Consider the following 21,566-nt stretch of genomic DNA (forward strand, 5'->3'; position numbering starts at 1 on the left):
GCCGCTGCGGACGAGACGGTGTCAATTCAACAAATCAGGCGGGCAATCGATAGCTGGCGGCATTCGTGTGGCAGCTGCCAGTCTTGCTTGCGGCGAATCCATGGCACCGAGAATTCCACGAACATGACCAGCCGTGTTGCGGTGCCCCGGTTCCAGGTGCGCGAATGCAGAAGTCTGCGATCAAACAGCGTGACATCACCCGCGCGCGCCACGACGGCGTGCTGTGGTGCCGTCTCAAGGTCGAGATGACGGATCGCCTGAGGTGACATCCGATGTGTGCCGGGGTAGAGCAAGAGGTTGCCTCCTCCTGCGGGTACGTCGTCCAGCCAGATCGCTGCCTTGAATGTCAGCATGGGTGGGTGTTCTACGCAGAGATCTTCTTCGATCCATCCGCCATCGCGATGCGCGCCCATGTTGCCCAGATAGAAGTATCCGAACGTGTGCGGATCACCCGGACCGCGGCAATCTATGTTCTCCGGCGGGGTGACGCCAAACTCCACCATGCTGATGCGGCATGGCTCGCCCAGAATGGCATCGGCAAATGCCACAAGACCAGCGTGGGAGTAGAGCGGCGCGAGATCGAGGAAGTCGTTGCCCTTCGGGCGATGCATGCGATGTGTCGCACGATGGCTTGCATCGAGTTTCGCGTCCATGCGTTCCTGCGCCGACCGTGCTTGTCCAATCAGTGCGGCGTCGATCAAGTTTGGAATGTGCACATGGCCGTCATTGGAAAAGGCCACGAGGCTTTGCGATAGGCAATCTGTGTGGTTATCCATGTCTGCGTTACAGCGGACGTGCCATGACGACACTGTAGAAATCGTCGCCCGGCCAGCGAATCCGGTCCACCTGGACAAAACCTTCCTTTGTCATCGACGCGAGCCGCTCGGCGTAACCCTCGGCGGTGTCGGTGCCGATTTCTGTGAACCCGTACTCGCGCGCCCACATATCCACCCGCTGCCTCAGCGCGCTTCCAATACCGTTCCCTTGAAGGTGTTCTGCGACCGCAAACTGAAACCGGTAAGCGAGCTCGGGACGAGTCAGGTACGCGCACGTGTCGTTTGGGAAGCCGGGGCAGGCAGACATGGTGCCCACCAAGACGCCATCCAGAACTGCAACAAAACAGACACCGCGTGCGGCCCGACGCCGGGTGTGCTCGATGTCCTGATACGTTCCGGCCAGGCGATAGCCCATCGCTGCGACGCGTGCGTATGCGCGGTTGATCAGCGTGGTCAGCTCCTCGAGCGAGTCCTCTGGATGCAACTCTCGGATCTGGATGGTTGTCGACGTCATGACGGTTTCGGAACGATGTAGTGAACTTTCAGGCAAACGGATGGATAGCACCGGGTGCTGCCTGTCGCCAGCGGTCCATCCCGAGCGGCTCTCGGCGATAGCCGAAGCTGATGGGAATGAGGCCCGGCGCCAGCGCGCGGACCGTATGAATTGCGCGGTCGCCAATCACCGGGGTACCGCCGGGCGGCGCCAGTTCTGTCCAGCAAGGGCGGTGGCCCGCTGTGCCTAAACGATTGAAGAGTGTGGCAACGTCACTGTGGAACGTTGCGGCCGCCTTTGAGTAGGGAATGCGGTCACCGGTATCCGTCCAGAGCCGGTCCGCCTTCCGGAAGTACGCAGGCGTTGCGTAAAGTGCTCTGTGGTCTGCCGGTGTCCGAACGTTGGCGAGCTCGATAGCGTTGTTGGGTGGGGCATCAATGTGCGCCAGCGCCAGCGCCTCTGCCTCGGCAAACGCGTTACGCAGCGCCCCCTCGGCGTCGAAGCTGCAAGCCGAGCCTACGGTTGTGAAATGCGCGGCTTCGTGTTGCAGCCAGACCATCCATGTCGGGTGATGGCCCAGGCGCAGGCATTGCACACCGGATGCAGTACCCAGATGCTCCAGATGCACGACCCGTTCGCGCAGGTCGTCCGGCAGGGTGTTGTGGTCGATCGAGTGGCCGGGCTGCTGTGCAAACCAGTGCCGCATGAAGGCATCTCGTTCCACGAGCTCCAGAACCGCGCGCTCGATACACGCGTTCAGGTCTGGGCCGCTTGCGCATCCGGATGATGTGGCGTGCGTCACGAGCTGGCTTCGATAAGCGGGAGTGAATGCTGCCGGGCTACATACGAAATCAGCCAACGTGTACGTGATGCTGTCATCCATTGCATCCCGCATCGCGACCCAGTGGTAGGGCACATCCTCGTGGAATGTAGCGATACCGAAACCCGGGTCCGCATATTGTTCTGGTAGGTAGCGCACCAGCGCATCCGGCGCGATGCGCGATGGCATTTGCGCCGCCGTCGCCCACTGCGTATCCGGTAGCGTGCGGAAGGCCAACCGTTCAATCGCCTCGCTGATCGCTTTGTCCTGGGCGATCTGCAGATCGGTGTCACGCCCGAAACCGGTGTGCGTGCGCTCATCGTCGAGCGTCACTTCCGCGCAGATGAGGTGCTGGCCGTGGGCGCCCGTCGTACCGCCCTCTTGAGAGAGATGGATGGTAGGCATGCTGTGGGCGTGCGGCCTAGCGGAACATGTCCTCGAACATTGCCGCGTAACCTTCCGGCGGCATCAGCGAGTTGGTGTTCATCTCGAGCCACCAGATCTTGCCCTGGTGGTCCACCATGCAGTCCACTGTGATCAGTACCGGCGCCGGAATCGCCTGGCGCAGCAGATCGGCCAGCGCATCACCCATCTGCTGAATCTGGGCGCCGGATCGCTCCATCAGCTGTGGCAGTGTCGAGTCCGAGTCGATACCGTTGCCCGGCGGGTTGGCATAACGCTGCGCAAAGCGATAGTCGATCCAGACCTCCTTGCCTTCCGGCACGATGGCGGAGAGGTCCATCTCCTGAAAGTCGAAGCAGGAGAGCATGAGGTCGCGATCCGCAAAGGTGTCCCAGTTGCGGCGCGGGGCCAGCCTTTTGCGGATCAGCGCGTCGAGCGACAACGCGCCATCACCGCGCACGACAGGAAACGCATGCGACTGCGCAAAGATGGGGCGTTTGCCCCAGAACCAGATCTTCGCGGTTTCGCCGTTGATGAACTGCTCGATGAACGTCTCGTTGCCGGCGGACCATTGGGCCCAGCTGTCCTTGGCGGGTTGCGTGTTGGCACGGTACGGGCCGGAAATCTCCTTGCCGAACGATCCGCGGGTGCCTTTGATCACGTAGTCGAACGTTGGCGGGCGACTGATGTCATGCAGCCCTGACGCCGGTGTGGCAATGCCTTGGTTGCGCAGGAAATTCTTGAAGAGCTGCTTGTCGGTGGAGAGCGGGTGCTGGATGGTGCGGTAGGGGCGCCAACCGCCAAATCCGATTGTCTCGTTCGTCAGCACTTCCATGTGGAAAACGCGTTCCGGCCTGCCATTCTCGCCGCCCTGGAACATGGGGTACATCGTGAAATAGCGCCCCCGATACTTGACCTCGAGCAAGAACGTCTTCATGTCCAGATCGAGCGCCATGTCCTTGCCGGCAGCCCAGGTTTGCAGTGCACGAAGATGGTTGAGAATGTCGTTGATATAGGTGGCCATTTTCGATGCGAAGGATGTGCGGGCGATGCGCTTGGTGTGCGGTCATGACGACCGCGCACACGAGTGGTCGGCTGCCGGCACGCGAGAAGGTCTTGGGGCCGGCAGTGTAGGGTGTTCAGCAGTCGATGCTGTTGTGATGGCGCTGCGACACCTCAGGCCCCATCCGCCGATCTCGGGGCGATCTTCCACCAGCGCGTGAGAGCCACACGCGTGCCGCTTCGTACGGGCAGTACCTCGTGCCGGTACCAGGGATTGGCCGGGAACAGAACCATGGCGCCCGCTTGAGGGCAGACACTCAGCGGAGAGCCCGTGGCCACATCGACCAGCGAGTTGATCTGCAGTTCACCGCCTTCAAAGACGTGCAGGGCATCGGTCTCCCCATCCGTCGTCTGGTCTTGCTGGGACGTCAGCCACACAATGCCGACCAGGTGGCGGTCCGGCTTGATGGCGCGCCAGACTTGCTGCCCGTCCACGTCGTGCAGTGCGCTGTCGTCGGCGTGGTCGCGGATATAGTCGCCGGTCTCATAAATCAGGCACTGGTCGTTGACTGGCTGCAACTGATAGCGCTCGGCATCAATGCCGAACGTCGGCATTGATTGCTCCGCGTAACGCTGCATGGCAGCGAATCCCGCGGCCAGTCCGTCCAGCGTAGGGGGAATGTTCTTGGAGCTGCGGAAGCTCTCGTTGACATCCCAATGGGTATTGGCCGCGTAACGGGTACGCGACGCGAAGCTTTTGCCGGTACTGTGAGCGGACAGAATAATGTCGGCCAACTCCCGCGCGGTGGCCGTATCCAGCAGTTTCGTTTGCAGAACCTCTGGTTGCTGGATCCAGCCGGGGACTGGTCTTGCATCGCCATGCTCCAAGGACGGAGCCAGAAACCGATATTGCGTCATCAGATCACTTGAACGTCGGGCTGCGCGTAGTTGAACTCGGCGGGCAGCAGGGCTTCCTGCAGATAGGTGGTCACGAGCAGTACAGCGTGATCGCTGCCCCGATTGAAGTAGGCATGCGGGAGCACGTTGCTGAACTCGAACAGTTCACCGCGCTGCAACGGAGCCTTGTAGTTGCAGATCATGAAACTGTCTTCGGCATTGAAGCGCAGCGGCATGATGGTCCGGTGCGAGGCGTGCAGTTCGACGATGCCGCGTTGGATGTCCGGTATGGACAGGTCGGCACGTTCGCCCTTCAGGAAAACCGGCCCGTCTACATGGAAACCTAGTGTTCCACCGGCGCGGATGACGTAGAGCCCCATCTTGGTCGTAATGCCGGGGCCATAGTTTTCAGCGTGCATGGTCGACCAGGCGTCGATCCAGCGGCAAAGTTCTGTGTCGTCAAATTCTGCGGCGGGAATCGCCACTGCGTCGAATTCCCGATCAGATTGCGCTTTCGCCGATTTGTCCCGGGCGATCTCGCCTTCTTCCAGAAGAACGTGAAAAGCAATGTCGAGATGCTCTTCGTCGAGCGACACGCCGGCGTTCTGCCAGAACGTATGTCGCTCCAGTATTCGCTGCCAGTCCGAATCGTCCATCTGGGCGAGCGGCTGGTACAGGCGCGAAGGTGAGTACATGCAGGAGCGGATTGAAGAATCGGAATGCCCCACCAGAACGGTGGGGCTGGAAAATCAGTACGTCGCCGTGGTCAGCGCGGCGCGCACGGTTTCACCGCGTGCCTTCATGCGGTCCGTCGGCATGGCGGCAGGTTTGGCGCTGGCGAAAGTGACTTTCCAGGCGCTTTGAGCGGCCTTGGACATGGTCGGGGTGCTACCGAGAGGCGCGGCGGTAGCGGTGGTCGATTTTTGCATGCTTGCTCCTGCAAGGAATGAAGGGGCAACGGCGAGAGTGCTCGTTTTCCAGCGCCAGACGCAGTTAGCCCAGGACATTGAGGTAGTTGGATGTCCAACCGACCCATATATCCATGGATTTGGAGATTTGTTTAGCGTTGACGCCATCGAAAAAAGCGACGGTGGGGCAGGCGTAGGCCCGCAAGGCTAGGCCAGTGCACCGCATGGCGGGTCGGCGCTGCGTTCAGGGCGTCAACAAGTCTTCAGCTGGAAAGGCGCAGGCAGAGAAATCGAAAGGCGCAAATGCGCTAGCGTGGTGCTTGAGTCAACCTTTCGACGGTGACTGCTGTTGCTGCTTTTTCCACTCGTCAGTCAGCAAGCCCGAGTATCCCCAATCCTCTTCCTTGATCTCTTGAATGACCACATGCGTGTGCTCGGGCTTTTTGCCGAGGACGCGAACCAGCGAGTCAGTCACGTCTTTGACCAGTTGGGCTTTCTGCTCTCGGGTTGCGCCCGCGGTGATCTGAATGTTGACGTACGGCATGAAGGCTGGATTCCTTGGGTCAATGAGAAAGAGATGGCGCGCTATGCGCTGACGACCTTGTTTTTTCCGGCACGTTTGGCTTGATACATGCCGCGGTCGGCGCGCTGGATCGCCGCCATCGGCGCTTCATCCTTGCCGAGTTCCGCCACACCCGCAGAGAACGTAATGAAGAGCCGGGTATCACCGGCGGCAAAGAAGCGTTGGGTGAGGGTGCGTTGCAACCGGGTGATCGCCTGCACGCCTTCTTCCAGACACGTGTCGGGCATCAGGATGACGAACTCCTCGCCGCCAAAGCGTGCAAGTGCATCTTGCGGGCGGATGGATTCGCGCGCCACCTGGGCCAGGTGTGAGAGGGCATCGTCACCGAAGCTGTGTCCGTGGGCATCGTTGATCGACTTGAAATCGTCGATGTCCAGGAATGCGATGGAGAGCGTCGAGTTCTGATGCGCGGCGCGGGCGACCTCGCGCTCCAACGCTTCCTCCAGGCCCTTGCGGTTGAGTGCGCCGGTCAGCAGGTCGTGCCGCGCCGAGGCCGACGCCATGTCGAGCGCCTTGCGAAGGTTTGCGACTTCGGTCGCGGCGTCTTCGGCCTTCTTCTTCATCGCTGAAAGCGCATCGCGATTGTGCGCAGCTTGCAGCGACATCCAGCGCGTGGCGGACAAAGCGTCCTGGATGGCGGGGGCAATCTCGGAGATCGTCTTGGCTGATTCGATCTTCTTGGCGCACGCTTCCATCTGACGGTGATGTTCGCCGGAGGTTTCGGCTGCATTGGACAAGCGCTCCATGAACGAGGCCAGGAGCCGTTTCATCTCTTCCTGGGCTTCGACCGACTTGGCCTTCAGCGTGCCTTGTTTCTGGATCACCTCTTTGAGGCGACGCCGTACGTCATCAAGCCGGCGCAAGCTGACTGGCGCTTCGCTGGCCTTCAGTAGGGCGTCGATCTGGCCGCGCAGCCAGCGATCGTCCAACGACAACTGGCCGATGTTCTCAAAGACAAGCTGCAGCAGCCCCATCAACGATTTGCGAATCTCGTTCTGATCTTCTGCCGCCAGTGATAGCCGATGGTTGAACGCCGCCAGCTTGGCGTTCAGATGCGTGAGGTTTTCCGATTCCGAACGGCAGGCTCTGACCAGTGCCCAGGCAACCGGGCCGATCGCGACGTCGTCTTCGCCCAGCGCAGGCAGACAGTACTCAACGGTGCGCGCAAGCTGTTCGCACAACTCACGCACCAGGGACACCCGTTCTGCGCTCTGTGCATCCCCATTTGGCTTGCTGCCGGCAAGTTCGTAGTAAATCGCGGCAAAGTTGTCTGGCGTGGGGGCCAACCTGCGTGAGGCCAGCAGCTTGAGGGCGTGCCGCGCGGTCTCCGAGGGGTTGTTTTCTGTCATGCCTTACCGCGGGGGAGAGAGGAGGAATCAGAGCGCGATTTTCCACGGTTCCGGGCATATCGGAAAGTCGTTCAAAAGTTTGTTTGGGTGTTTTGCTGTAGGTGCTTGCCCTGTTTTTTTCACTGGCAAGGCAAGTATTGCGCGGCCTTTGGGGCCGGTTTTGAGGTCGGCTTATTGATGAACGTCTGCTGCCTAAGCGATATTCGACCACTTAAATGGGGCGTGCGATGCAGACATGGCAAGCCGTGCGGTGCTACCTTCGCCCGGCTTGCCTGCTGGGTCAGGCGGGATGGTCGATGCGCAATCGTTCAACAATTCGACCATTGACGAGATGTTCGTCAACAATTTCGTCGATGTCGGCGGCGTCGATGTAGGTGTACCAGACCGCCTCGGGATAGATCACCACTGCCGGGCCGTTTTCGCATTGCGCCAGACAGCCTGCGCGATTGACGCGGACATGGCCTGCCAAATGCGGAGCGGCCTCCGCAAAACGCCGCTTGGCATACGCGCAGAGTTCAGTCGCGCCGTGCTGGTCGCAAGCATCGCCGTCTTCGCGGCGATTCGTGCAGAAGAAGATGTGGCGTTGATAGAGCGTCATGGCGTGGGCTCCGTCGTGGTCTGCGTCGGCGCGTTCAGAGCGGGCGTCGCGACGGTGGTCGGACGCTTTTTGGGCGTCCACTGGATGATCACGATCCCGCTGAGCAGGATGACGGTGCCTAGCACCCCGACCCACGTCATGCGCTCATGCAGCAGGATGACGGCAAGCACGGTCGACACCAGTGGCTCGAGCAGGCTCGCAATCGCACCACCGATGGCGCCTGTGCCCTTGAGCCCGCTGAGGAACAGGGTTTGAGCAATCGCCGTGGGCACCGCAGCCACATACAACAGCATCGCCCAGCCGCCGGGCGAGTAGTTCAGTTGCAGGCCATCCACCAGGCCGAAGGGCAGCAGCGCGAGCGCGCCGATGGCAAAGCCGATGCCCCCAGCGTGCATGGGCCCGCAGACCGAGCCTGAAGCGCGCGCTGCCAGCACGTAGAACGCCTGACAGACTGCACATGCAACGGCGATGGCCACGCCGATCCAGAACCCATGGCTGTTCTGGTTGACTTCGGTGGGCAAGCCTACAAGCAACACGGTGCCCACAATGGCCGTCACCAGCGCAACCAGGGTCTGCGCCTGCAGGCGTTCACCCAGCCACACCACCGAGATCAGTGCCACGAAGATCGGGGCACCACAGATGCTGATCAGCACCGAGATGGCGACACCCACACGCTCGATGGCCAGCACGTAGGTGAGCTGGTAGGCAGCCATCCCGAGCCCGAGTCCGACCAGCACAAGAAAGCCGCGCGCCGTCAGCGGTGCAAGCCACGTGCCGACACGGATGCGCGCCATGACCAAGAGGAATGGCACGGACAACGCAAGCCGCAGGAAGCTGATCGACACGGCATTGGCGCCACCTGACGTGCCCAGCGCGTGAAAGACGATGCCCGTTGTGCCCCACAACGTGGCGGCAGTGAGCACCGCAGCCCAGCCCTCACGTGCGGATTTGCTGCTGGCAGTTTCCGTGGCGGCGGGGTGTTGGATCGGATTGGCGCTGTCCATGATCATCCCTTGAGGAGTGAAAATCGCTTGGTCAGGGGTTCGACCTCCTCGCGCGGGCCGAAGAGCACGACCACGACAAAGTCCAGCCCGTCGCCTGCGGCTGCCTGCGTTGCGGCCACCTGACCATCGGCGGACCGGCCGATCATGGAGGTGGTGAACACGTTGTAGGCAACGTGCGTGCTGTCCATCGCAACCGACACCAGCGTCTGCAATTGGCTGCTGTTCTTGGCCTCGAGGATGATGAACGGCGATTCATCCACCTTGGCCGAGAAGCCGGTGGCCTGGTTGGGGTAGTCGAGCAGGCGTCCGACGTGCGTCCCTTTGCCCGACATGCCGAAGGCGGCATGCGCGAGCGCGTTGAGGATCACGGGCAGCGGATGCTTTCTGTTGACGACTGCGACGAATTTCTTGTCGTTGTTTTCGTAAGCCATGTTGGTGCGATTGCGAGGCCCACTGCGGGGCGTTGAGACCGTGTGGACCGCGCCCCATCTCCGAGCAAGAGCGTTTGGGCCACATCCGTGTGAATCGGGTCAGAGGCTGTTTGCTGGGCTTGCCTCCTGCCGTATGCGATGCGCATCCAGTTGGGCGGGTGCGCGTGACATGCTGAGGAGGACGTGGCAAACCATGTCGCCGATCCCCCAAAGCTCTCGCTCCTCCATGCCGGCGGAGTTGCCGCTGTCGATGGCACGCTGCCGTTCGTAGATTGCATGTGGCCAACTGCTTGCGCTGTGTCCGACTGCGGCGACGAGGTGGTGCCAGTCGTGCGCTGGCAGGTCGCCCACGAGTACGGCCAAGCGCGTTGGGACATGGATGCACAGCGTCCGGGTCCACCAGGCCAGCCAGGTGCGTGCTGATGCCGGTGAGCCGTCCGTGCCGGGCACGCGCTCTCCGCTGAAGCGGCCATGGCAGCGCTGCGCGTAGGCAAGTGCGTTGGCGCCGGGAGCCTCGCCGGTCAGCCAGACATGCTCGGTCGCGAACTGCAGCAGCGCGCTCATCTGGTACAGAATGGTCAACGGCAACCAGAGCGCCATGCATGCCGCAACCACGCCGTACTGCAACGGCACGATGATGAAAATCAACGCCATCCAGACGATGGCGATCGCGCGCTCAAGGGGTGGCCGGCGCAGATTCGACATCAGCCGTGCCTTGAGGAACCACAGGTGGTAACGCGGCGAGACCAGCGTGGCGAGCAATGCCCGTTTCAGGTCTTCAAGCGGCTTGCCGGGTTGTACGCCGCACCTGTACAAGAGTGCGGCGTCTGCGTCGTGCAGGGTCGTGAAGATCGTGCGGCGGTGGTGGTCCAGGTGGTCTTGCTCATACTCCGCCTCGTTCTGCGATAGCGCGATGATCGTCAGACCGCGTGCGGCATGGTCGTTCGCCTTGCTGCGCTGCTTGAACAGCGTGCCGTGGATTGCATGGTGTCCGTAGACAACCTGCGCCTTGCGTAGCGCCCCGGTCAGATAGAGCGCGAATATCGGCGTGAGTCCGTAGCCGATCAGCAAGAGCGACGTATCCGCCGCCGCGAGCAAGCTCAGGTGCAGCATGCAGGCCAGCACCGCCATGACCAGATCCAGCCACATGGCCAGCGTGACCGGCAGGCGCGCAATCGGTTGTTCGAGGGGCAGCGGCTTGCCCGTCAAGCGTGTCCAGAAGGGCTGGGTCCAGGTGGGGAAGTACAAATAGGATTCTCTGACGGACAAGCGCCGCTTGACGGCGGCGGACAGCAAAGGGTGAGCCATGTGCGAACCTCGGTGCGTGCGGCGGCGCGACTGGCTGCGGCGGCGGGCCGATGGGTTCTCGGCGCGCGTGCGCGCGCAGCTCCGGCCGTGGGCTGTCGTTGTATCGACATCGCCGCATCGGCCGGAATCGCGTTGCGTGCCGGATGGGAGCGCGTTGCGCTGTGCGCGACCGGACGGATCAGCGTCTGGCCGCGAGCAAAGGCGCGTCGTGGCTGACGCGCCGGGGCGCTGCTGCAGGCCGTCTACTGGAACACCTCGTCGGGAATCGGCGTCAGTGGTTCGAAATTGCGCGCGGCCAGGAACTCCGGTCGTGGTGGCCGGGTAGGCTTGGGCAGGTTCTTGACGCTGTTGTAGGAAATGAAGGCCACGCGACGGTCGAACGGCGAAATGTTGACGCCCGAGGCGTGGAACAGGTTGGCGTGAAAGACGACGCAGTCGCCGGCTTTGCCCTTGGGTGCCTCCATGCCGCACTGCTGCACGAGCTTGCGCAGCACACCGCGATCGACCGTGTAACGTAGCTTGGCGGTGGTGTTGCTGAGCCAGTCGCTCTGCTGGTCGTAGGCCGCAATCGTGTGCTTGATGCTGTCAAGGAAGCCCGCGTTATGTGAGCCGGGGATGAGCGTCAGCGGCCCGTTGAACTCGGTCACGTCGTCCAGGAAGACGGCAATCGTGAGGAACTCCGGTTCCGGAAGTTCGTCCTCGCGGTGGTAGAACGTCATGTCCTGGTGCCACTCCCAGACATCGCCCACGAACGCGGCTTTGATGTTGAGCTTGAACTGGTGGACATAGACGTCTTGCCCCAAAACCTGCTTGGCCGCATCGAGCAGCACGGGGTGACGGCACAGGCTGGCGATGGCTTCGTTGCGCAGGTGGGTGCCGTGCAGCCCACGCACCGTGATGCCATCCTGCTCGGTCACGCGTCCGGGGTCGTCGAGGTCGAGCGAGCAGGCCTCAGCTGCTTCGTGCAGGACGTTCAACGCGGGCTCGCTGACCACGTTCCGCAGGACGCAATACCCCTTCTCCTGGAATTGCCGCTTCAATTCTTCATTCAGCATGGTTGTGCTCCGATTCGCTTGTACGTTGCGTCAGGCGCGCGTGCGCGCTCAAGCCGTGGCAGCGTCGGCCAGGACGGGGTCCTGCGCGGCGGGCAGGTGGTCTGCGAACTCGTTGAGCGCAATGTTCCAGTTCTCTGCGTATTGCCGCGTCAGGCGCAGCATGTGCCGTTGCTTTTCCTCGGTATCGGCGATGGCCGTGGTGCCCGTGTCGTCGTCGCTGACCGCCTTGTGGTGTTCGACCTCGGCGTGGATGTGCGAGTCCATCCACACAAATTGCTCGGGGCGCGTGAAGAGGCGGTTGCCGTCTACTACCGCCTTGGAGAACACCCGCTTGAACGCCACCGTGATGTCCAGTGCAATGGCCTCCACCACGCGCAGTTGCACCGCCGCACCTAGCGGCTCGTGAATCAGCGCGCGCATGTTGGCGATCAGCTGCCTCGCGCCGGCGCCCAACATGTCGGTCGTGTCGTTGGCGGGGGCACCCACTGCGTTCTTGAGCGGGTCGACGATGGAGCTTTCCCACCAGGCGTAGTGCATGCCGTCCGGGCCTTCCGGCGCCACCTCGCGAAAGACCGGCATCAGGTTCGACAGATCGTCACCAATGACGTGGAAGATGGTCTGGATCGCCTTGAGCAGGTTGCGATTGGGCTCGGTCTGCGCATCGGCGTCGGCGGCCATCACGCCCAGCCCGGCGATGGAGGTGAACATGAACGCCTTGGTCATCTCGCGCCAGCCATGGGCAATGCGCAGCGCTGGGAGGGGCTCGATCGACTTGACCGACTTGGCTTGCACGAAGAACCGGTTGGTCTCACGCGTGAGCTGTGCAGACTCGAGGCACTCGGTAATCTGCGCTTCAAAGCGGATCTGGGCGTTGTGGCTGGCGTGCGCGGCGGCTTCGGCGCCATGGGTTTGACCATTCATGTGATCAGAGCTCCGTTCATGGTGAGGGACATGAAAACTGCAACTGCAGTACAACCGGCGCACACCCAGACAACACCCCAGGCTCGGCGCCACCGCATCGGGGCGGCTGGCACGTACCTGGGGCGGGACGGTTCAGACGGGTCCTTTGCGCAATCGCGCTATAATTATTGACATGGTTGTCAAAGTTAACACCGGTGTCAAATATTGAGGGTGGGGGGCTAAGCAGATGGCAATGGTCAGGCAGTTCGATGAGGAAGCCGTGCTCGGCAAGGTGCTGGAGTTGTTCTGGGTCAAGGGCTGGCAGGCGACTTCCATGGCCGACTTGGCTGAAGCCACCGATGTCCAGCGCGGCTCCCTGTACCACGCGTACGGCAGCAAGGAGCACCTGTTTCAGCTCGCGTTTGATCGATATGCGGAAACCGTTCTGACCGAGTCGCGGCAGGCGCTGGATGCGCCAACCGCACGTCTCGCGCTGAAGCGCTTCTTCGACGTGTCCATCACCAGCATGACGGCTGACATGCCGCCGCGGGGCTGCTTCACGACAAAGACGGCAGTGGAGAGCGACGTGATTGGCGAGGCCATGCAGAACCGCGTGCGTGACCTCCTGGAACAGTTGGAGGCGGTCATTGCCGAAGCGCTGTCTCGCGATGCCGTGCGCGCATCGCTGACTGTGCCGCCTGACAGCGCTGCCCAGGCCATCATTGCGTTCACGCGCGGGCTCGCCGTGATGGAGCGCATCTATCACGAACCATCGCGGCTACGCGAGCTTGCGGCACTTCAGATCATGCTTCTCGTTGGGCCTGAGGCAGACAACTGACGGGCATCTCCCCCGCGCAGCGGCCTCGTGCGACGTTGAGCGTCTCAGAGGCCGCGAACATGGGAAGGGTTCTCCAGGCCCTCCTGCTAGAGGGCACGAAGAAGCGCCGCGTGTTGCGTTGCTATTGCACCAGGCTCGGGTCTACCCACTTGAATCCCAGCGCCGTGATGCCGTTCATGACCGACTGGAAGTCGGCAAAACCCGGCTTGTTGATCTCCGGCTCCAGCCAGAACGGATGGAAGAACCATGAGGCAAAGCCATCGCGTACCACCAGGGCGTACTGCGCGTTGGTCAGGATGTCCTGCGCGGTGTACGTCAGACATGACGACGGGTCAATGTTGCAGATGTTGTATTCGATATTGCCCAGGTTCTCCGGCAGGATGCGCTGACCGTAATAGTCCTGGTAGATGATGTACGGGTAGAACTGCCCCACCGAGAAGTCATGGCCGGGCGCCGTGGAATTCAGCGTCTGCGGGTTGTCCGACGTGTAGTACACCTCCCGCTGATACACCGTATCGAAGTACTGCGGCACGGCCTTGATCGCCAGTGGCGACGACTGGTAGTGCGGCGCTTCAAACGCGAACGGTACGTAGCCGGAGCCCGCCAATTCAGCTACGCCAGCCGCCAGGCGACCGGCCGCCCACTGCGTCGAGTCCTCATTCACTGGCCGGTTTTGCGTGGCGAGCCAGAACTCGAAGTCGTTGGCACTGACCGCGTTGATCAGGTTCGGGATGTTGCTGTACTGGTGCGTGTAGCCGTGCATCAGGACGTTGCCGCCATGCGCCTCGGCATAGTCCAGCGACTGCGTGAGCCCGCTGGCGTCGGCCAGGTGGATGGTCTGCGGCACGCCGCCGTTGTAGACGCCATTCGGGTCCATATACAGCGGAATGACAGCAATGCCGAACGGAATCTTCCTGCTGGCCATCCAATCCGTGAGCGTGGTCATGGTGGACACCGACACCAGCGCGTCCACGTCTTCCAGACGGACCATAGCCTGATGCAGCGTCGGCTGGTTGGTGACCAGGATGTCATGCAGCATGTCGCAGATGACGAGGTAGCGGTCGCGCGGTCCGATGTACGAGAACGGCATGTCGGCGAAGTACCAGAAATTGCCCGAGCGGATCACGTACGGCGCGGTTTCCTTCGTCGTTGTGTTGGTGATCGTCACCAGGCTGCTGGCCTTGGTGGCGTCGGCCACCGAGGTCACGCCGATGTCCGGGTCAGAGCTGATGACGCCGGTCGAGGCATTGAAGGCGTAGTACTTGAGCATCGACTGGTTCTTGTATGAAACCGTGTCGAAGAACCCGGGGTTGGGGTTGCTGGACGACGGCGCCGCATTCATGCCGCGCAGGCCCACGAAGTTGATGCCATAGCGCGTTGTGAACGCAGAGGGCGCGGGTGCGGCCCAGGCGGCTTCCCACAGGTTGTACTTGAACCACACGATGGTGGTGTTCGTGGTGGTCACGTCCTGCAGGAACGCCGCTGGAATCGGGTTGTTGTAGTAGCTCCCCAGGTAGAAGGTAGCGTTGTAGTTTTCCGTCATGCCGGCCTGATAGTTCTGCACCGGCATCAGCGTGACGTCCGTATTGAAATGCCCGAGCAGGTTGTCGAGCATGATCGCGTACGACAGGCCCAGTTTGGTGTATTGGTCGTTGGGCGGTGCGTCATACAGGATCAGGATCTCGGCCGTGGCGGTTTGCGCCTGAGCCGGTGCGCCCATCGAGACACAGACGGCACCGAGCTGCACCGTACAGGCTTGGGGCAGGGTTTGCAGCGACGGCGTGAGCGAGGTGCAGAACAGCCCGAGCCCCAATGTCAGCGCTACAAAAAACTTGCGCAGAAATGTTTTCATGATGGTTCTCCGGCTCAATTTCGAAACACCTTGCCGTTCGCGGCGCGAAACTTCCCGGCATTGAATTTCGTGCCGCGCTCGTGGTCCGCTTCCTTGAGGTCTTCATGCGGGACACCGGGGGAGACATGCGTGATCACGCTTGGGCGAGGCGGCGGTAGAACCCGGCCATCGGGCCCCAGCACACCAGGCCCTGGTTTCTTCGGCCCGTTTGCGGAACCCGTGGATTGGCCTTGCACAGTGATCGTGTTGCCGGGACCTGCTGCCAGGGCAGGTGTGGAGAGCACCCAGCCCGCCGCCAGGGCGGACGCGAGCAGCCACCCGCTGGCGATTCGTTGCGTTGTCATCAGAGCCTCCTAACTGATCTGGCGTATTGCGCCGCCAAAGGTCGACTCCGATACAGAGCGAGGGTCGTGCCATCTCCCTCGTTTTTTTGCATCATGGCGCCGCGACGCCGTTGCCGGGCAGGTGCCGCGACACGTAGGACTGTGCGATTCGGCGATTGATGCGGGATCGTTTCATTCGAGAAACGCGTCCCGTGGGTCGCGCGGGGCAACGCAATGCGGTTTGGATGTGTCGTCGCGTCAGTTCAATCCGTGAACATCGAACATCAAGCCGCTGAAGTCTTGCACCAGCTTGTAGAGCAACCCACTGCGATCGATAAGGTGATCGTTAAGGCTCGGAATGCGGGTGCCGCGGTAGCCATCGTCGCGCAAGCGGACGCTGCTATGTGAGGTCGAGTCCAGTGGGCAGCCGCGTCATGCCCAGATGGCTTTGTTGCAGCTTCGAGATGTGCGTGCCCCACCAAGGGGAGACAACCCCAGTTTTCATTGCCCCGATGGAGCATTCGGCGGTGAACTTCTCGATCGGCCAGAGCACCCTCAGGTCCCGGCGTCCGTCACTGATTTACGCCTGCCACACCGCATACCCGTCCTCGCGCAATCCGATGGCCAGCTCCACTTCCATCTCCAGTGCTGCGCCGTAAGGCATCGGGTTGAAGCACTCGTACAGCTCCGGCATCAAACGCAAGCCGTACTCCCGGACAAATCGGTTCGCTTTCAGCCCCGCCTTATGCTTGTCAAAGCGCACGTCCGGTGATTGCCCTGTCATGCCCACATAAACGCACGGCTTGTCGCCGAGGTAATGAGGGTTTGCTTTCACGAAGCGTGCCTCGGTCAGTACTTGCCGCGAGAGTTCGATGACGTAGACATGGTGGTGGTGACGTGGCATTGCAGAAGTCGTCGAGAGCGGAGAAGTGGACTGTAAGCGATCCATCTCCCCCGGACATGGCGCGATGTTGAGGTGAGGGCAAGTCCCAATCACGCCAGTCATCTTGATGGAAAACGTTTCCTTGATAATTCGAAGATTGGAAACCGAAGAGGTTGTATGCACCTGGCGTTTGATTTGGCCACTGTCATCCTGCTCCACAATACCTCGTTGATTGCAGGCGCGGCTACCATCTTGCATAGCCGCAGGCGTTCGCCGCGCCCCATGGGTTTGGGCCGTCTTGCTGTTGCATTTTTTGCCTTGGCAATGGGTGCGGCAGTGGCTGCGTTTGGGGAACGCGCCGCCTTACCGTATTGGCTGTGGACGCATCTCAGCATCTTTCTGGGGACGGTCGCCTATCCGCTGCTGTGGGATGGCATGCGTCGCTTAAGTGGCCGCCGCCGTAGTCTTTACTGGGTCGTTGTGCTTGTGCCGACGGCGTGGTTCTTGATTGGTATCGTGTCGGGCTTCCCGCTGATTAACGCACAGCGCGCGAGCGTCTTTCATCTCACAGCCGTGATGTTCCTGGCGGCATCAGCAGCCGAAATCTGGCTGGATCGACATGGTGAGCCATTGCCGGCACGTCGCCCGCTTGCTGCATGCCTCCTGATCAGCGCGGGGATCTACGCTGTGCGCCTAGCCTGCATCGTCTTCGATATTCCATCGGCGTTCGACTTCGCAACCGCCTTTTTCCTTCAGATCTTCTTCAATTTCTGGATTGCGCTATTGGTTGTGACGCTGGTCAGGGAGCGTCGTGAGGCGGGCCTGCAGCTCGCAGCGGATACGGATCCGTTGACCAGCGTTGGTAACCGACGGTGGTTCTTCAGCCGCGTTCCCACCGCTTCGCTGGCAAACAGTGCCCTGGCGATTCTGGACGTCGATCATTTCAAGCAGATCAACGATAGGTTCGGACACGCTGTTGGCGATCAAGTATTGGCGTCGGTTGCCAGGACCGTTCGAGACGCTTTGCGAGAGGGGGACGTTTTCGCGCGGTATGGTGGCGAAGAGTTCGTACTTTATCTTCCCAACGTCAACGAGAAAGACGCCCGCGCGGTCGCAGAGCGGCTTCGCAAACGTATCGAAGTGATGTCCAGCGTGATCGCCGACACCCGGATCAGCGTTACGACGAGTATTGGTGTTGTTTGGAGCGATCGGAAGGGCGTGGCGCTAGATGCTTGGCTGGATGCAGCAGATAGCGCGTGTTACGCAGCAAAGGAGGGCGGGCGTAACCTTGTGAGAATGGGTCTCATGCCCTCTTCCCGATGAGGGCAATCGCCGCGTCGTGTGCACGATCTACAGGGGAACAAGACCGGGTTCTTCGAGGACGATCGCCAGCTATCGAGAAGCCGCCGTAACGTATTGATTTTCAAAAGAATAGGTTGCGGTGGCTATCGGTGACTATTGCCGGCCAGCAGATCAGGTTGGCGGTAGAACTCGGTGAATTAGGACCCTCCCGTTGACTATCCAGTCCAATGAATTGCCCGCAAAGCCTTGTGGCACAACGATTCACCGGATTCCGGTGGACATCGCTGGACCTTGAAATGGTGGGACGTACAGGACTTGAACCTGCCTGCCTGCGCCGGTGAACCGTCGCTGCTCGACCCATGAGCTACCGTCCCGCCTTCACTATATCGACGCTTCCTGAGGAAACCCGAGTCGGGACATTTCCCTAGCCCGATCGGTCAGTCGGCCGGGCCGGTCGAGGCATCCGGACGCTCTAGCCCGGAATGATTTTGCGCTGCCGCAAGTCGTCGAAGATGCGCGTGAACATCGCTTCCGTCTCCACATACTCATGAAAACCGAAGCGGCGTGCCTTGGAGCCGTCGCCAAACATGTCGTAGTCCCACGAGAACACGAAGTCGGCAAAGCGCCACGAAGACACGTCGCGGTACGGCGTGTCGGCCAGCTCGTGCTTGGCGATCATGTTTTGCCACAGCGGTGCCTTGTCGGCCATGACGGTGTCGAGTGACAGGGGCAGCGGCGGGGCGACTTCCAGATCAAAGTAACGCGCGATCTTGGGCCACATTTCACTCCAGCGGAAGAGGTCTCCATTGTTGATGTTGAAGGCCTGGTTGGCGCAACGCGGGTCAGTCGCGGCCCACACAGTGGCGCGGGCGAGCAGGCCGGCGTCGGTCATCTCCAGCAGGTGGTCGTACGCGCCGGGTTTGCCGGGAAAGCGCAGCGGCAAGCCAAGTTCTTTCGAGATCGACGCGTACATGGCAATCGCCACGGCCAGGTTCATCGGGTTGCCCAGCGCAAAGCCGCCGACCACCGACGGGCGGATGGCCGACCACGTCCACGCTTTGCCCTGCTGGCGCGCTTCCAGAAAGGTCTGCTGGTCGAACATGAACTCGGGCGGCATGAAGTGTGCATCGGTTTCGCGTGCCGGGGTCTTGAAGGGGCCAAGGTGGCCGCCGTAGACCTTGTAGCCCTGCATCAGGCTGATGTGCGCGAGGTGGGGTGCCACGGCTTCCATGGCGTCGACCACGCTGGTCAGCATGGCCAGGTTGGGTGGCACGAGCTCAGCCCACGTGGGACGGTCCTGGTAGGCGGCGTAGAAGATGTGCGTGACGTTGTTGAGTGCGCCGAGCTTGGTGCGCGTGTCGGCAGCGTCGAGCAGGTCGACGGCGATGTGGCGGATGCGTTCGGTCGATTCGCCCCCACGGCGCGACAGGCCGACGACGCGCCAGTCGTTCAGCGTGGCGAGGTGGTCGATCAGGTTGCGGCCAATGACGCCTTGCGCGCCGACGACGAGCGCGACTTTGTGCTGTGCAGTCATGATGGTGTGCTGTGAAACGTTGATGCGTGATCGATCACGCGGTTTGTGGGCGCTGTGCGGCATCTCCGGCGCCGTGCAGGCGCAGGCCGATGACGACGAGAGCAAGCGCGCCGACGGGCGCCAGGGCAGCCACCCAAGGCAAGGCGGTCAGCCCCGGGCCGTGCGAGATGACCACGCCACCCACCCATGCCCCGAGCGCATTGCCCAGGTTGAATGCAGCGATGTTGAAGCTCGACGCGATGCTCTGGCCGGCGCCGTGCGCCTTCTCCAGCACCCACATCTGCAGCGGCGGCACGGTGGAGAAGGCCACCGCGCCCAGCAGCGCCACGAACACCACGGCCCAGACCTTGTCGTGCACGGCGAACGTCATCAGCGCGAGCGTGACGGCCAGGGCGGCGAGGGTGCCGATGAGCGTGCTGCGCAGGTGGCGGTCTGCCAGTCGTCCGCCGATCAGGTTGCCGGCGATGAGCCCGCCACCGAATACGAGCATCACTGGTGAGACGGCAGCGCTGGTGTAACCCGTCACCTCGATGATGAGCGGCGCAATGTAGGTGAACACCGCAAACACGCCGGCATAGCCGAGCACCGTGGTCAGCAGGCCGAGCAGCACGGGGCCGCGCATCAGCACGCGCATGTCGTGGCGCCAGTCGCCGGCATCCTGCGGCGCGGGTTCGTACGGCACGAAGCGGGCGATGACGACCAGCGCTACCACACCAATGGCCACGATGGCCCAGAACGCGGCGCGCCAGCCATACGCCTGACCCAGCCACGTACCCAGCGGCACGCCCAGGATGGACGCAACCGTCAGCCCCGTGAACATGATGGCGATGGCCGACGCGCGGCGGTTGGGCGGCACCAGGCCGGTGGCGACCACCGAGCCGACGCCGAAGAACGTGCCATGTGCGAACGCCGTCAGCACGCGGGCGGCCATCAGCAGTGCGTAGTTGGGCGCCAGCGCGCAGGCCGCGTTGCCCACCGTGAATATGAGCATCAGCCCCAGCAGCACGGTCTTGCGCGGCCAGCGGGCGGTAAGTGCCGTCAGCACCGGTGCGCCCAGCACGACGCCGAACGCGTAGCCGGAGATCAGCAGACCCGCCTGCGCAACGCTCACGTGCAGGTCTGCGCTGGCTTCCAGCAGCAACCCCATTAAGACGAATTCAGTCACGCCGATGCCGAATGCACCGGCAGTCAAGGCGAGTAAAGCGACAGGCATGGTCGTATGTCCTTAAAACTGGCCGCAGTGGCGGAATACGGCCAAGTATGTCGACACCATGGCTTGTGCGATAGACTGCCTGAAAGAACAACATTTATGAATTGAAATCACAATGTCGCGGCTCGATGTCAATCGCTTTGGCGAGATGGAAGTCTTCGTGCGGGTGGTGGAGCAGGGCGGGTTTTCTGCTGCGGCGCGGGCATGCCGGATGACGCCATCGGCGGTGAGCAAGCTGGTGGCGCGGCTGGAAACCCGGCTTGGCGCGCGGCTGGTGAACCGGTCAACGCGGCGCTTTCAGCTCACGCCGGAAGGCGCGGCATTCTACGAACGCAGCGTGGCGGTACTGGCGGACTTGGACGAGGCCGAGCGCGAGGCTTCAGCCGGCGCGCAGCCGTCGGGGCGTTTACGCGTCAACTCCAATGTGCCGGTTGGCACGCATCTGCTGCTGCCGATCGTGCCGGCGTTTCTGGAATGCCATCCGCAGGTGTCGCTCGACATTGCATTGACGGACCGGGTGATCGACCTGCTGGAAGACCGCACCGATGTTGCACTGCGCAGTGGGCCGCTGAAGAACTCCCGATTGGTCGCACGCAAGCTCGGGCAGACGCGGTTGATGGTCGTGGCCTCACCCGCCTATCTGGCACGGGTTGGCACGCCACGCACGCCGGCTGACCTGGCAAACCACAACTGTCTGGCGTTCAGCTACGTGCGGGCGGTCAACGGTTGGCCTTTCACCAGGCGGGGCCGCCGCACCGAGGTCATGCCGCAGGGCAACACGCAGATCAGCGATGGCGAGGCCCTGCGCGCGGTGGCCGTAGCTGGGCTGGGCCTGGCGCGGCTGGCCGAGTTTCAGGTGCGTGCAGATATTGACGCGGGCCGCCTCGTACCAGTGTTGGAGGCGTACAACCCCGGCGAAACCGAAGATATTCACGCCGTTTATGTCGGCCAGGGTGCGCATTTACCGGCGCGGGTGCGGGCATTTCTGGACTTTCTGGTCGCGCATGTGAAGGTTGCCTAGGCGGCGGATCCCCCACGCTGGAAGGGCGTGGCGTTCACATTCGTAAATCCCTTCAAGTTGCCCAGCAGCCTGCCGTT

The 21,566-nt window shown here is 62.0% G+C and carries 23 protein-coding genes and 1 tRNA gene; 3 read left to right on the top strand and 21 right to left on the bottom strand.

Features of this window, described 5'->3' with window-relative positions; all coding sequences use genetic code 11:
- Window positions 1–26: 26 nt before the first annotated feature.
- The 15 genes from ACS13N_RS24410 to ACS13N_RS24480 all read right to left on the bottom strand — a co-directional run bounded on the left by ACS13N_RS24410 (window position 27) and on the right by ACS13N_RS24480 (window position 12,547).
- The gene (locus ACS13N_RS24410) at window positions 27–776 is read right to left on the bottom strand and encodes a phytanoyl-CoA dioxygenase family protein (RefSeq protein WP_438934170.1); all 750 of its coding nucleotides are present in this window, start codon (window positions 774–776) and stop codon (window positions 27–29) included.
- Between the two features lie 7 nt (window positions 777–783).
- Complete coding sequence (locus ACS13N_RS24415; protein WP_438934171.1) at window positions 784–1,290, bottom strand: GNAT family N-acetyltransferase; 507 nt, start codon at window positions 1,288–1,290, stop codon at window positions 784–786.
- 28 nt (window positions 1,291–1,318) lie between these two features.
- A complete protein-coding gene (locus ACS13N_RS24420; protein ID WP_438934172.1) occupies window positions 1,319–2,494 on the bottom strand; it encodes a YcaO-like family protein in 1,176 nt (391 codons plus the stop codon).
- 16 nt (window positions 2,495–2,510) lie between these two features.
- Window positions 2,511–3,515 carry a hypothetical protein gene (locus ACS13N_RS24425; RefSeq protein WP_438934173.1) on the bottom strand — a complete coding sequence of 335 codons (1,005 nt, stop codon included), beginning with the start codon at window positions 3,513–3,515 and terminating at the stop codon, window positions 2,511–2,513.
- Between the two features lie 152 nt (window positions 3,516–3,667).
- The gene (locus ACS13N_RS24430; protein WP_438934174.1) at window positions 3,668–4,411 is read right to left on the bottom strand and encodes a 2OG-Fe(II) oxygenase; all 744 of its coding nucleotides are present in this window, start codon (window positions 4,409–4,411) and stop codon (window positions 3,668–3,670) included.
- The gene (locus ACS13N_RS24435) at window positions 4,411–5,046 is read right to left on the bottom strand and encodes a hypothetical protein (RefSeq protein WP_438934175.1); all 636 of its coding nucleotides are present in this window, start codon (window positions 5,044–5,046) and stop codon (window positions 4,411–4,413) included. Before ACS13N_RS24435 ends, ACS13N_RS24430 begins: the two co-directional genes overlap by 1 nt.
- 93 nt (window positions 5,047–5,139) lie before the next feature.
- On the bottom strand, window positions 5,140–5,319 hold the full coding sequence (locus ACS13N_RS24440; protein ID WP_438934176.1) for a hypothetical protein: 180 nt from the start codon (window positions 5,317–5,319) through the stop codon (window positions 5,140–5,142).
- Between the two features lie 304 nt (window positions 5,320–5,623).
- Entirely contained in the window at window positions 5,624–5,842 is a 219-nt protein-coding gene (locus ACS13N_RS24445; protein WP_438934177.1) for a tautomerase family protein, read from the bottom strand.
- Window positions 5,843–5,883: 41 nt separating this feature from the next.
- The gene (locus tag ACS13N_RS24450; protein ID WP_438934178.1) at window positions 5,884–7,230 is read right to left on the bottom strand and encodes a diguanylate cyclase; all 1,347 of its coding nucleotides are present in this window, start codon (window positions 7,228–7,230) and stop codon (window positions 5,884–5,886) included.
- A gap of 280 nt (window positions 7,231–7,510) precedes the next feature.
- Window positions 7,511–7,828: a (2Fe-2S) ferredoxin domain-containing protein gene (locus tag ACS13N_RS24455; RefSeq protein WP_438934179.1), complete on the bottom strand. Its 318-nt coding sequence runs from the start codon at window positions 7,826–7,828 to the stop codon at window positions 7,511–7,513.
- A complete protein-coding gene (locus ACS13N_RS24460) occupies window positions 7,825–8,832 on the bottom strand; it encodes an EamA family transporter (protein ID WP_438934180.1) in 1,008 nt (335 codons plus the stop codon). The genes ACS13N_RS24455 and ACS13N_RS24460 overlap by 4 nt, the downstream gene beginning before the upstream one ends.
- A 2-nt stretch (window positions 8,833–8,834) precedes the next feature.
- Window positions 8,835–9,263 carry a DUF2000 domain-containing protein gene (locus tag ACS13N_RS24465; protein WP_438934181.1) on the bottom strand — a complete coding sequence of 143 codons (429 nt, stop codon included), beginning with the start codon at window positions 9,261–9,263 and terminating at the stop codon, window positions 8,835–8,837.
- A 99-nt stretch (window positions 9,264–9,362) separates the two neighbouring features.
- Window positions 9,363–10,571, bottom strand: a complete 1,209-nt coding sequence (locus ACS13N_RS24470) for a fatty acid desaturase (protein WP_438934182.1) — start codon at window positions 10,569–10,571, stop codon at window positions 9,363–9,365.
- 242 nt (window positions 10,572–10,813) lie between these two features.
- Window positions 10,814–11,626 carry a phytanoyl-CoA dioxygenase family protein gene (locus ACS13N_RS24475; protein WP_438934183.1) on the bottom strand — a complete coding sequence of 271 codons (813 nt, stop codon included), beginning with the start codon at window positions 11,624–11,626 and terminating at the stop codon, window positions 10,814–10,816.
- A gap of 48 nt (window positions 11,627–11,674) precedes the next feature.
- Window positions 11,675–12,547, bottom strand: a complete 873-nt coding sequence (locus tag ACS13N_RS24480; RefSeq protein WP_438934184.1) for a DUF6202 family protein — start codon at window positions 12,545–12,547, stop codon at window positions 11,675–11,677.
- Window positions 12,548–12,779: 232 nt separating this feature from the next.
- On the opposite strand from ACS13N_RS24480, the gene ACS13N_RS24485 reads away from it, so the two are divergent.
- Entirely contained in the window at window positions 12,780–13,364 is a 585-nt protein-coding gene (locus ACS13N_RS24485; RefSeq protein WP_438934185.1) for a TetR/AcrR family transcriptional regulator, read from the top strand.
- Window positions 13,365–13,485: 121 nt separating this feature from the next.
- Here ACS13N_RS24485 and ACS13N_RS24490 read toward each other — a convergent pair whose 3' ends face one another.
- The 3 genes from ACS13N_RS24490 to ACS13N_RS24500 all read right to left on the bottom strand — a co-directional run bounded on the left by ACS13N_RS24490 (window position 13,486) and on the right by ACS13N_RS24500 (window position 16,443).
- On the bottom strand, window positions 13,486–15,216 hold the full coding sequence (locus ACS13N_RS24490) for a DUF2334 domain-containing protein (protein ID WP_438934186.1): 1,731 nt from the start codon (window positions 15,214–15,216) through the stop codon (window positions 13,486–13,488).
- 14 nt (window positions 15,217–15,230) lie between these two features.
- Window positions 15,231–15,560: a hypothetical protein gene (locus ACS13N_RS24495; protein ID WP_438934187.1), complete on the bottom strand. Its 330-nt coding sequence runs from the start codon at window positions 15,558–15,560 to the stop codon at window positions 15,231–15,233.
- Window positions 15,561–16,119: 559 nt separating this feature from the next.
- The gene (locus ACS13N_RS24500; RefSeq protein WP_438934188.1) at window positions 16,120–16,443 is read right to left on the bottom strand and encodes a hypothetical protein; all 324 of its coding nucleotides are present in this window, start codon (window positions 16,441–16,443) and stop codon (window positions 16,120–16,122) included.
- Window positions 16,444–16,599: 156 nt separating this feature from the next.
- Between ACS13N_RS24500 and ACS13N_RS24505 the strand changes: the two genes are divergently transcribed.
- Window positions 16,600–17,745, top strand: a complete 1,146-nt coding sequence (locus ACS13N_RS24505) for a diguanylate cyclase (RefSeq protein WP_438934189.1) — start codon at window positions 16,600–16,602, stop codon at window positions 17,743–17,745.
- A gap of 276 nt (window positions 17,746–18,021) precedes the next feature.
- Here ACS13N_RS24505 and ACS13N_RS24510 read toward each other — a convergent pair.
- From ACS13N_RS24510 to ACS13N_RS24520, 3 genes are all read right to left on the bottom strand, one after another.
- Window positions 18,022–18,098 (bottom strand) — tRNA-OTHER (locus ACS13N_RS24510).
- 98 nt (window positions 18,099–18,196) lie between these two features.
- Window positions 18,197–19,258, bottom strand: coding sequence for an SDR family oxidoreductase (locus tag ACS13N_RS24515; RefSeq protein ID WP_438934190.1), 1,062 nt, complete (start codon window positions 19,256–19,258; stop codon window positions 18,197–18,199).
- Between the two features lie 34 nt (window positions 19,259–19,292).
- On the bottom strand, window positions 19,293–20,471 hold the full coding sequence (locus ACS13N_RS24520; RefSeq protein WP_438934191.1) for an MFS transporter: 1,179 nt from the start codon (window positions 20,469–20,471) through the stop codon (window positions 19,293–19,295).
- A 112-nt stretch (window positions 20,472–20,583) separates the two neighbouring features.
- On the opposite strand from ACS13N_RS24520, the gene ACS13N_RS24525 reads away from it, so the two are divergent.
- Window positions 20,584–21,489 carry a LysR family transcriptional regulator gene (locus tag ACS13N_RS24525; protein ID WP_438934192.1) on the top strand — a complete coding sequence of 302 codons (906 nt, stop codon included), beginning with the start codon at window positions 20,584–20,586 and terminating at the stop codon, window positions 21,487–21,489.
- Window positions 21,490–21,566 lie beyond the last annotated feature (77 nt).

It is taken from the genome of Ralstonia sp. 24A2 (assembly GCF_051783885.1).
Lineage (GTDB): Bacteria > Pseudomonadota > Gammaproteobacteria > Burkholderiales > Burkholderiaceae > Ralstonia.

Excerpts from the sequence above, each read along its gene's own strand:
- ACS13N_RS24450 (WP_438934178.1), bottom strand. The coding sequence starts at position 7,230 with ATGACAGAAAACAACCCCTCGGAGACCGCGCGGCACGCCCTCAAGCTG.
- ACS13N_RS24475 (WP_438934183.1), bottom strand. The coding sequence starts at position 11,626 with ATGCTGAATGAAGAATTGAAGCGGCAATTCCAGGAGAAGGGGTATTGC.
- ACS13N_RS24435 (WP_438934175.1), bottom strand. The coding sequence starts at position 5,046 with ATGGACGATTCGGACTGGCAGCGAATACTGGAGCGACATACGTTCTGG.
- ACS13N_RS24425 (WP_438934173.1), bottom strand. The coding sequence starts at position 3,515 with ATGGCCACCTATATCAACGACATTCTCAACCATCTTCGTGCACTGCAA.
- ACS13N_RS24520 (WP_438934191.1), bottom strand. The coding sequence starts at position 20,471 with ATGCCTGTCGCTTTACTCGCCTTGACTGCCGGTGCATTCGGCATCGGC.
- ACS13N_RS24490 (WP_438934186.1), bottom strand. The coding sequence starts at position 15,216 with ATGAAAACATTTCTGCGCAAGTTTTTTGTAGCGCTGACATTGGGGCTC.
- ACS13N_RS24525 (WP_438934192.1), top strand. The coding sequence starts at position 20,584 with ATGTCGCGGCTCGATGTCAATCGCTTTGGCGAGATGGAAGTCTTCGTG.
- ACS13N_RS24455 (WP_438934179.1), bottom strand. The coding sequence starts at position 7,828 with ATGACGCTCTATCAACGCCACATCTTCTTCTGCACGAATCGCCGCGAA.
- ACS13N_RS24465 (WP_438934181.1), bottom strand. The coding sequence starts at position 9,263 with ATGGCTTACGAAAACAACGACAAGAAATTCGTCGCAGTCGTCAACAGA.
- ACS13N_RS24485 (WP_438934185.1), top strand. The coding sequence starts at position 12,780 with ATGGTCAGGCAGTTCGATGAGGAAGCCGTGCTCGGCAAGGTGCTGGAG.
- ACS13N_RS24410 (WP_438934170.1), bottom strand. The coding sequence starts at position 776 with ATGGATAACCACACAGATTGCCTATCGCAAAGCCTCGTGGCCTTTTCC.
- ACS13N_RS24470 (WP_438934182.1), bottom strand. The coding sequence starts at position 10,571 with ATGGCTCACCCTTTGCTGTCCGCCGCCGTCAAGCGGCGCTTGTCCGTC.
- ACS13N_RS24445 (WP_438934177.1), bottom strand. The coding sequence starts at position 5,842 with ATGCCGTACGTCAACATTCAGATCACCGCGGGCGCAACCCGAGAGCAG.
- ACS13N_RS24480 (WP_438934184.1), bottom strand. The coding sequence starts at position 12,547 with ATGAATGGTCAAACCCATGGCGCCGAAGCCGCCGCGCACGCCAGCCAC.
- ACS13N_RS24495 (WP_438934187.1), bottom strand. The coding sequence starts at position 15,560 with ATGACAACGCAACGAATCGCCAGCGGGTGGCTGCTCGCGTCCGCCCTG.
- ACS13N_RS24460 (WP_438934180.1), bottom strand. The coding sequence starts at position 8,832 with ATGGACAGCGCCAATCCGATCCAACACCCCGCCGCCACGGAAACTGCC.
- ACS13N_RS24415 (WP_438934171.1), bottom strand. The coding sequence starts at position 1,290 with ATGACGTCGACAACCATCCAGATCCGAGAGTTGCATCCAGAGGACTCG.
- ACS13N_RS24440 (WP_438934176.1), bottom strand. The coding sequence starts at position 5,319 with ATGCAAAAATCGACCACCGCTACCGCCGCGCCTCTCGGTAGCACCCCG.
- ACS13N_RS24505 (WP_438934189.1), top strand. The coding sequence starts at position 16,600 with ATGCACCTGGCGTTTGATTTGGCCACTGTCATCCTGCTCCACAATACC.
- ACS13N_RS24500 (WP_438934188.1), bottom strand. The coding sequence starts at position 16,443 with ATGCCACGTCACCACCACCATGTCTACGTCATCGAACTCTCGCGGCAA.
- ACS13N_RS24430 (WP_438934174.1), bottom strand. The coding sequence starts at position 4,411 with ATGACGCAATATCGGTTTCTGGCTCCGTCCTTGGAGCATGGCGATGCA.
- ACS13N_RS24420 (WP_438934172.1), bottom strand. The coding sequence starts at position 2,494 with ATGCCTACCATCCATCTCTCTCAAGAGGGCGGTACGACGGGCGCCCAC.
- ACS13N_RS24515 (WP_438934190.1), bottom strand. The coding sequence starts at position 19,258 with ATGACTGCACAGCACAAAGTCGCGCTCGTCGTCGGCGCGCAAGGCGTC.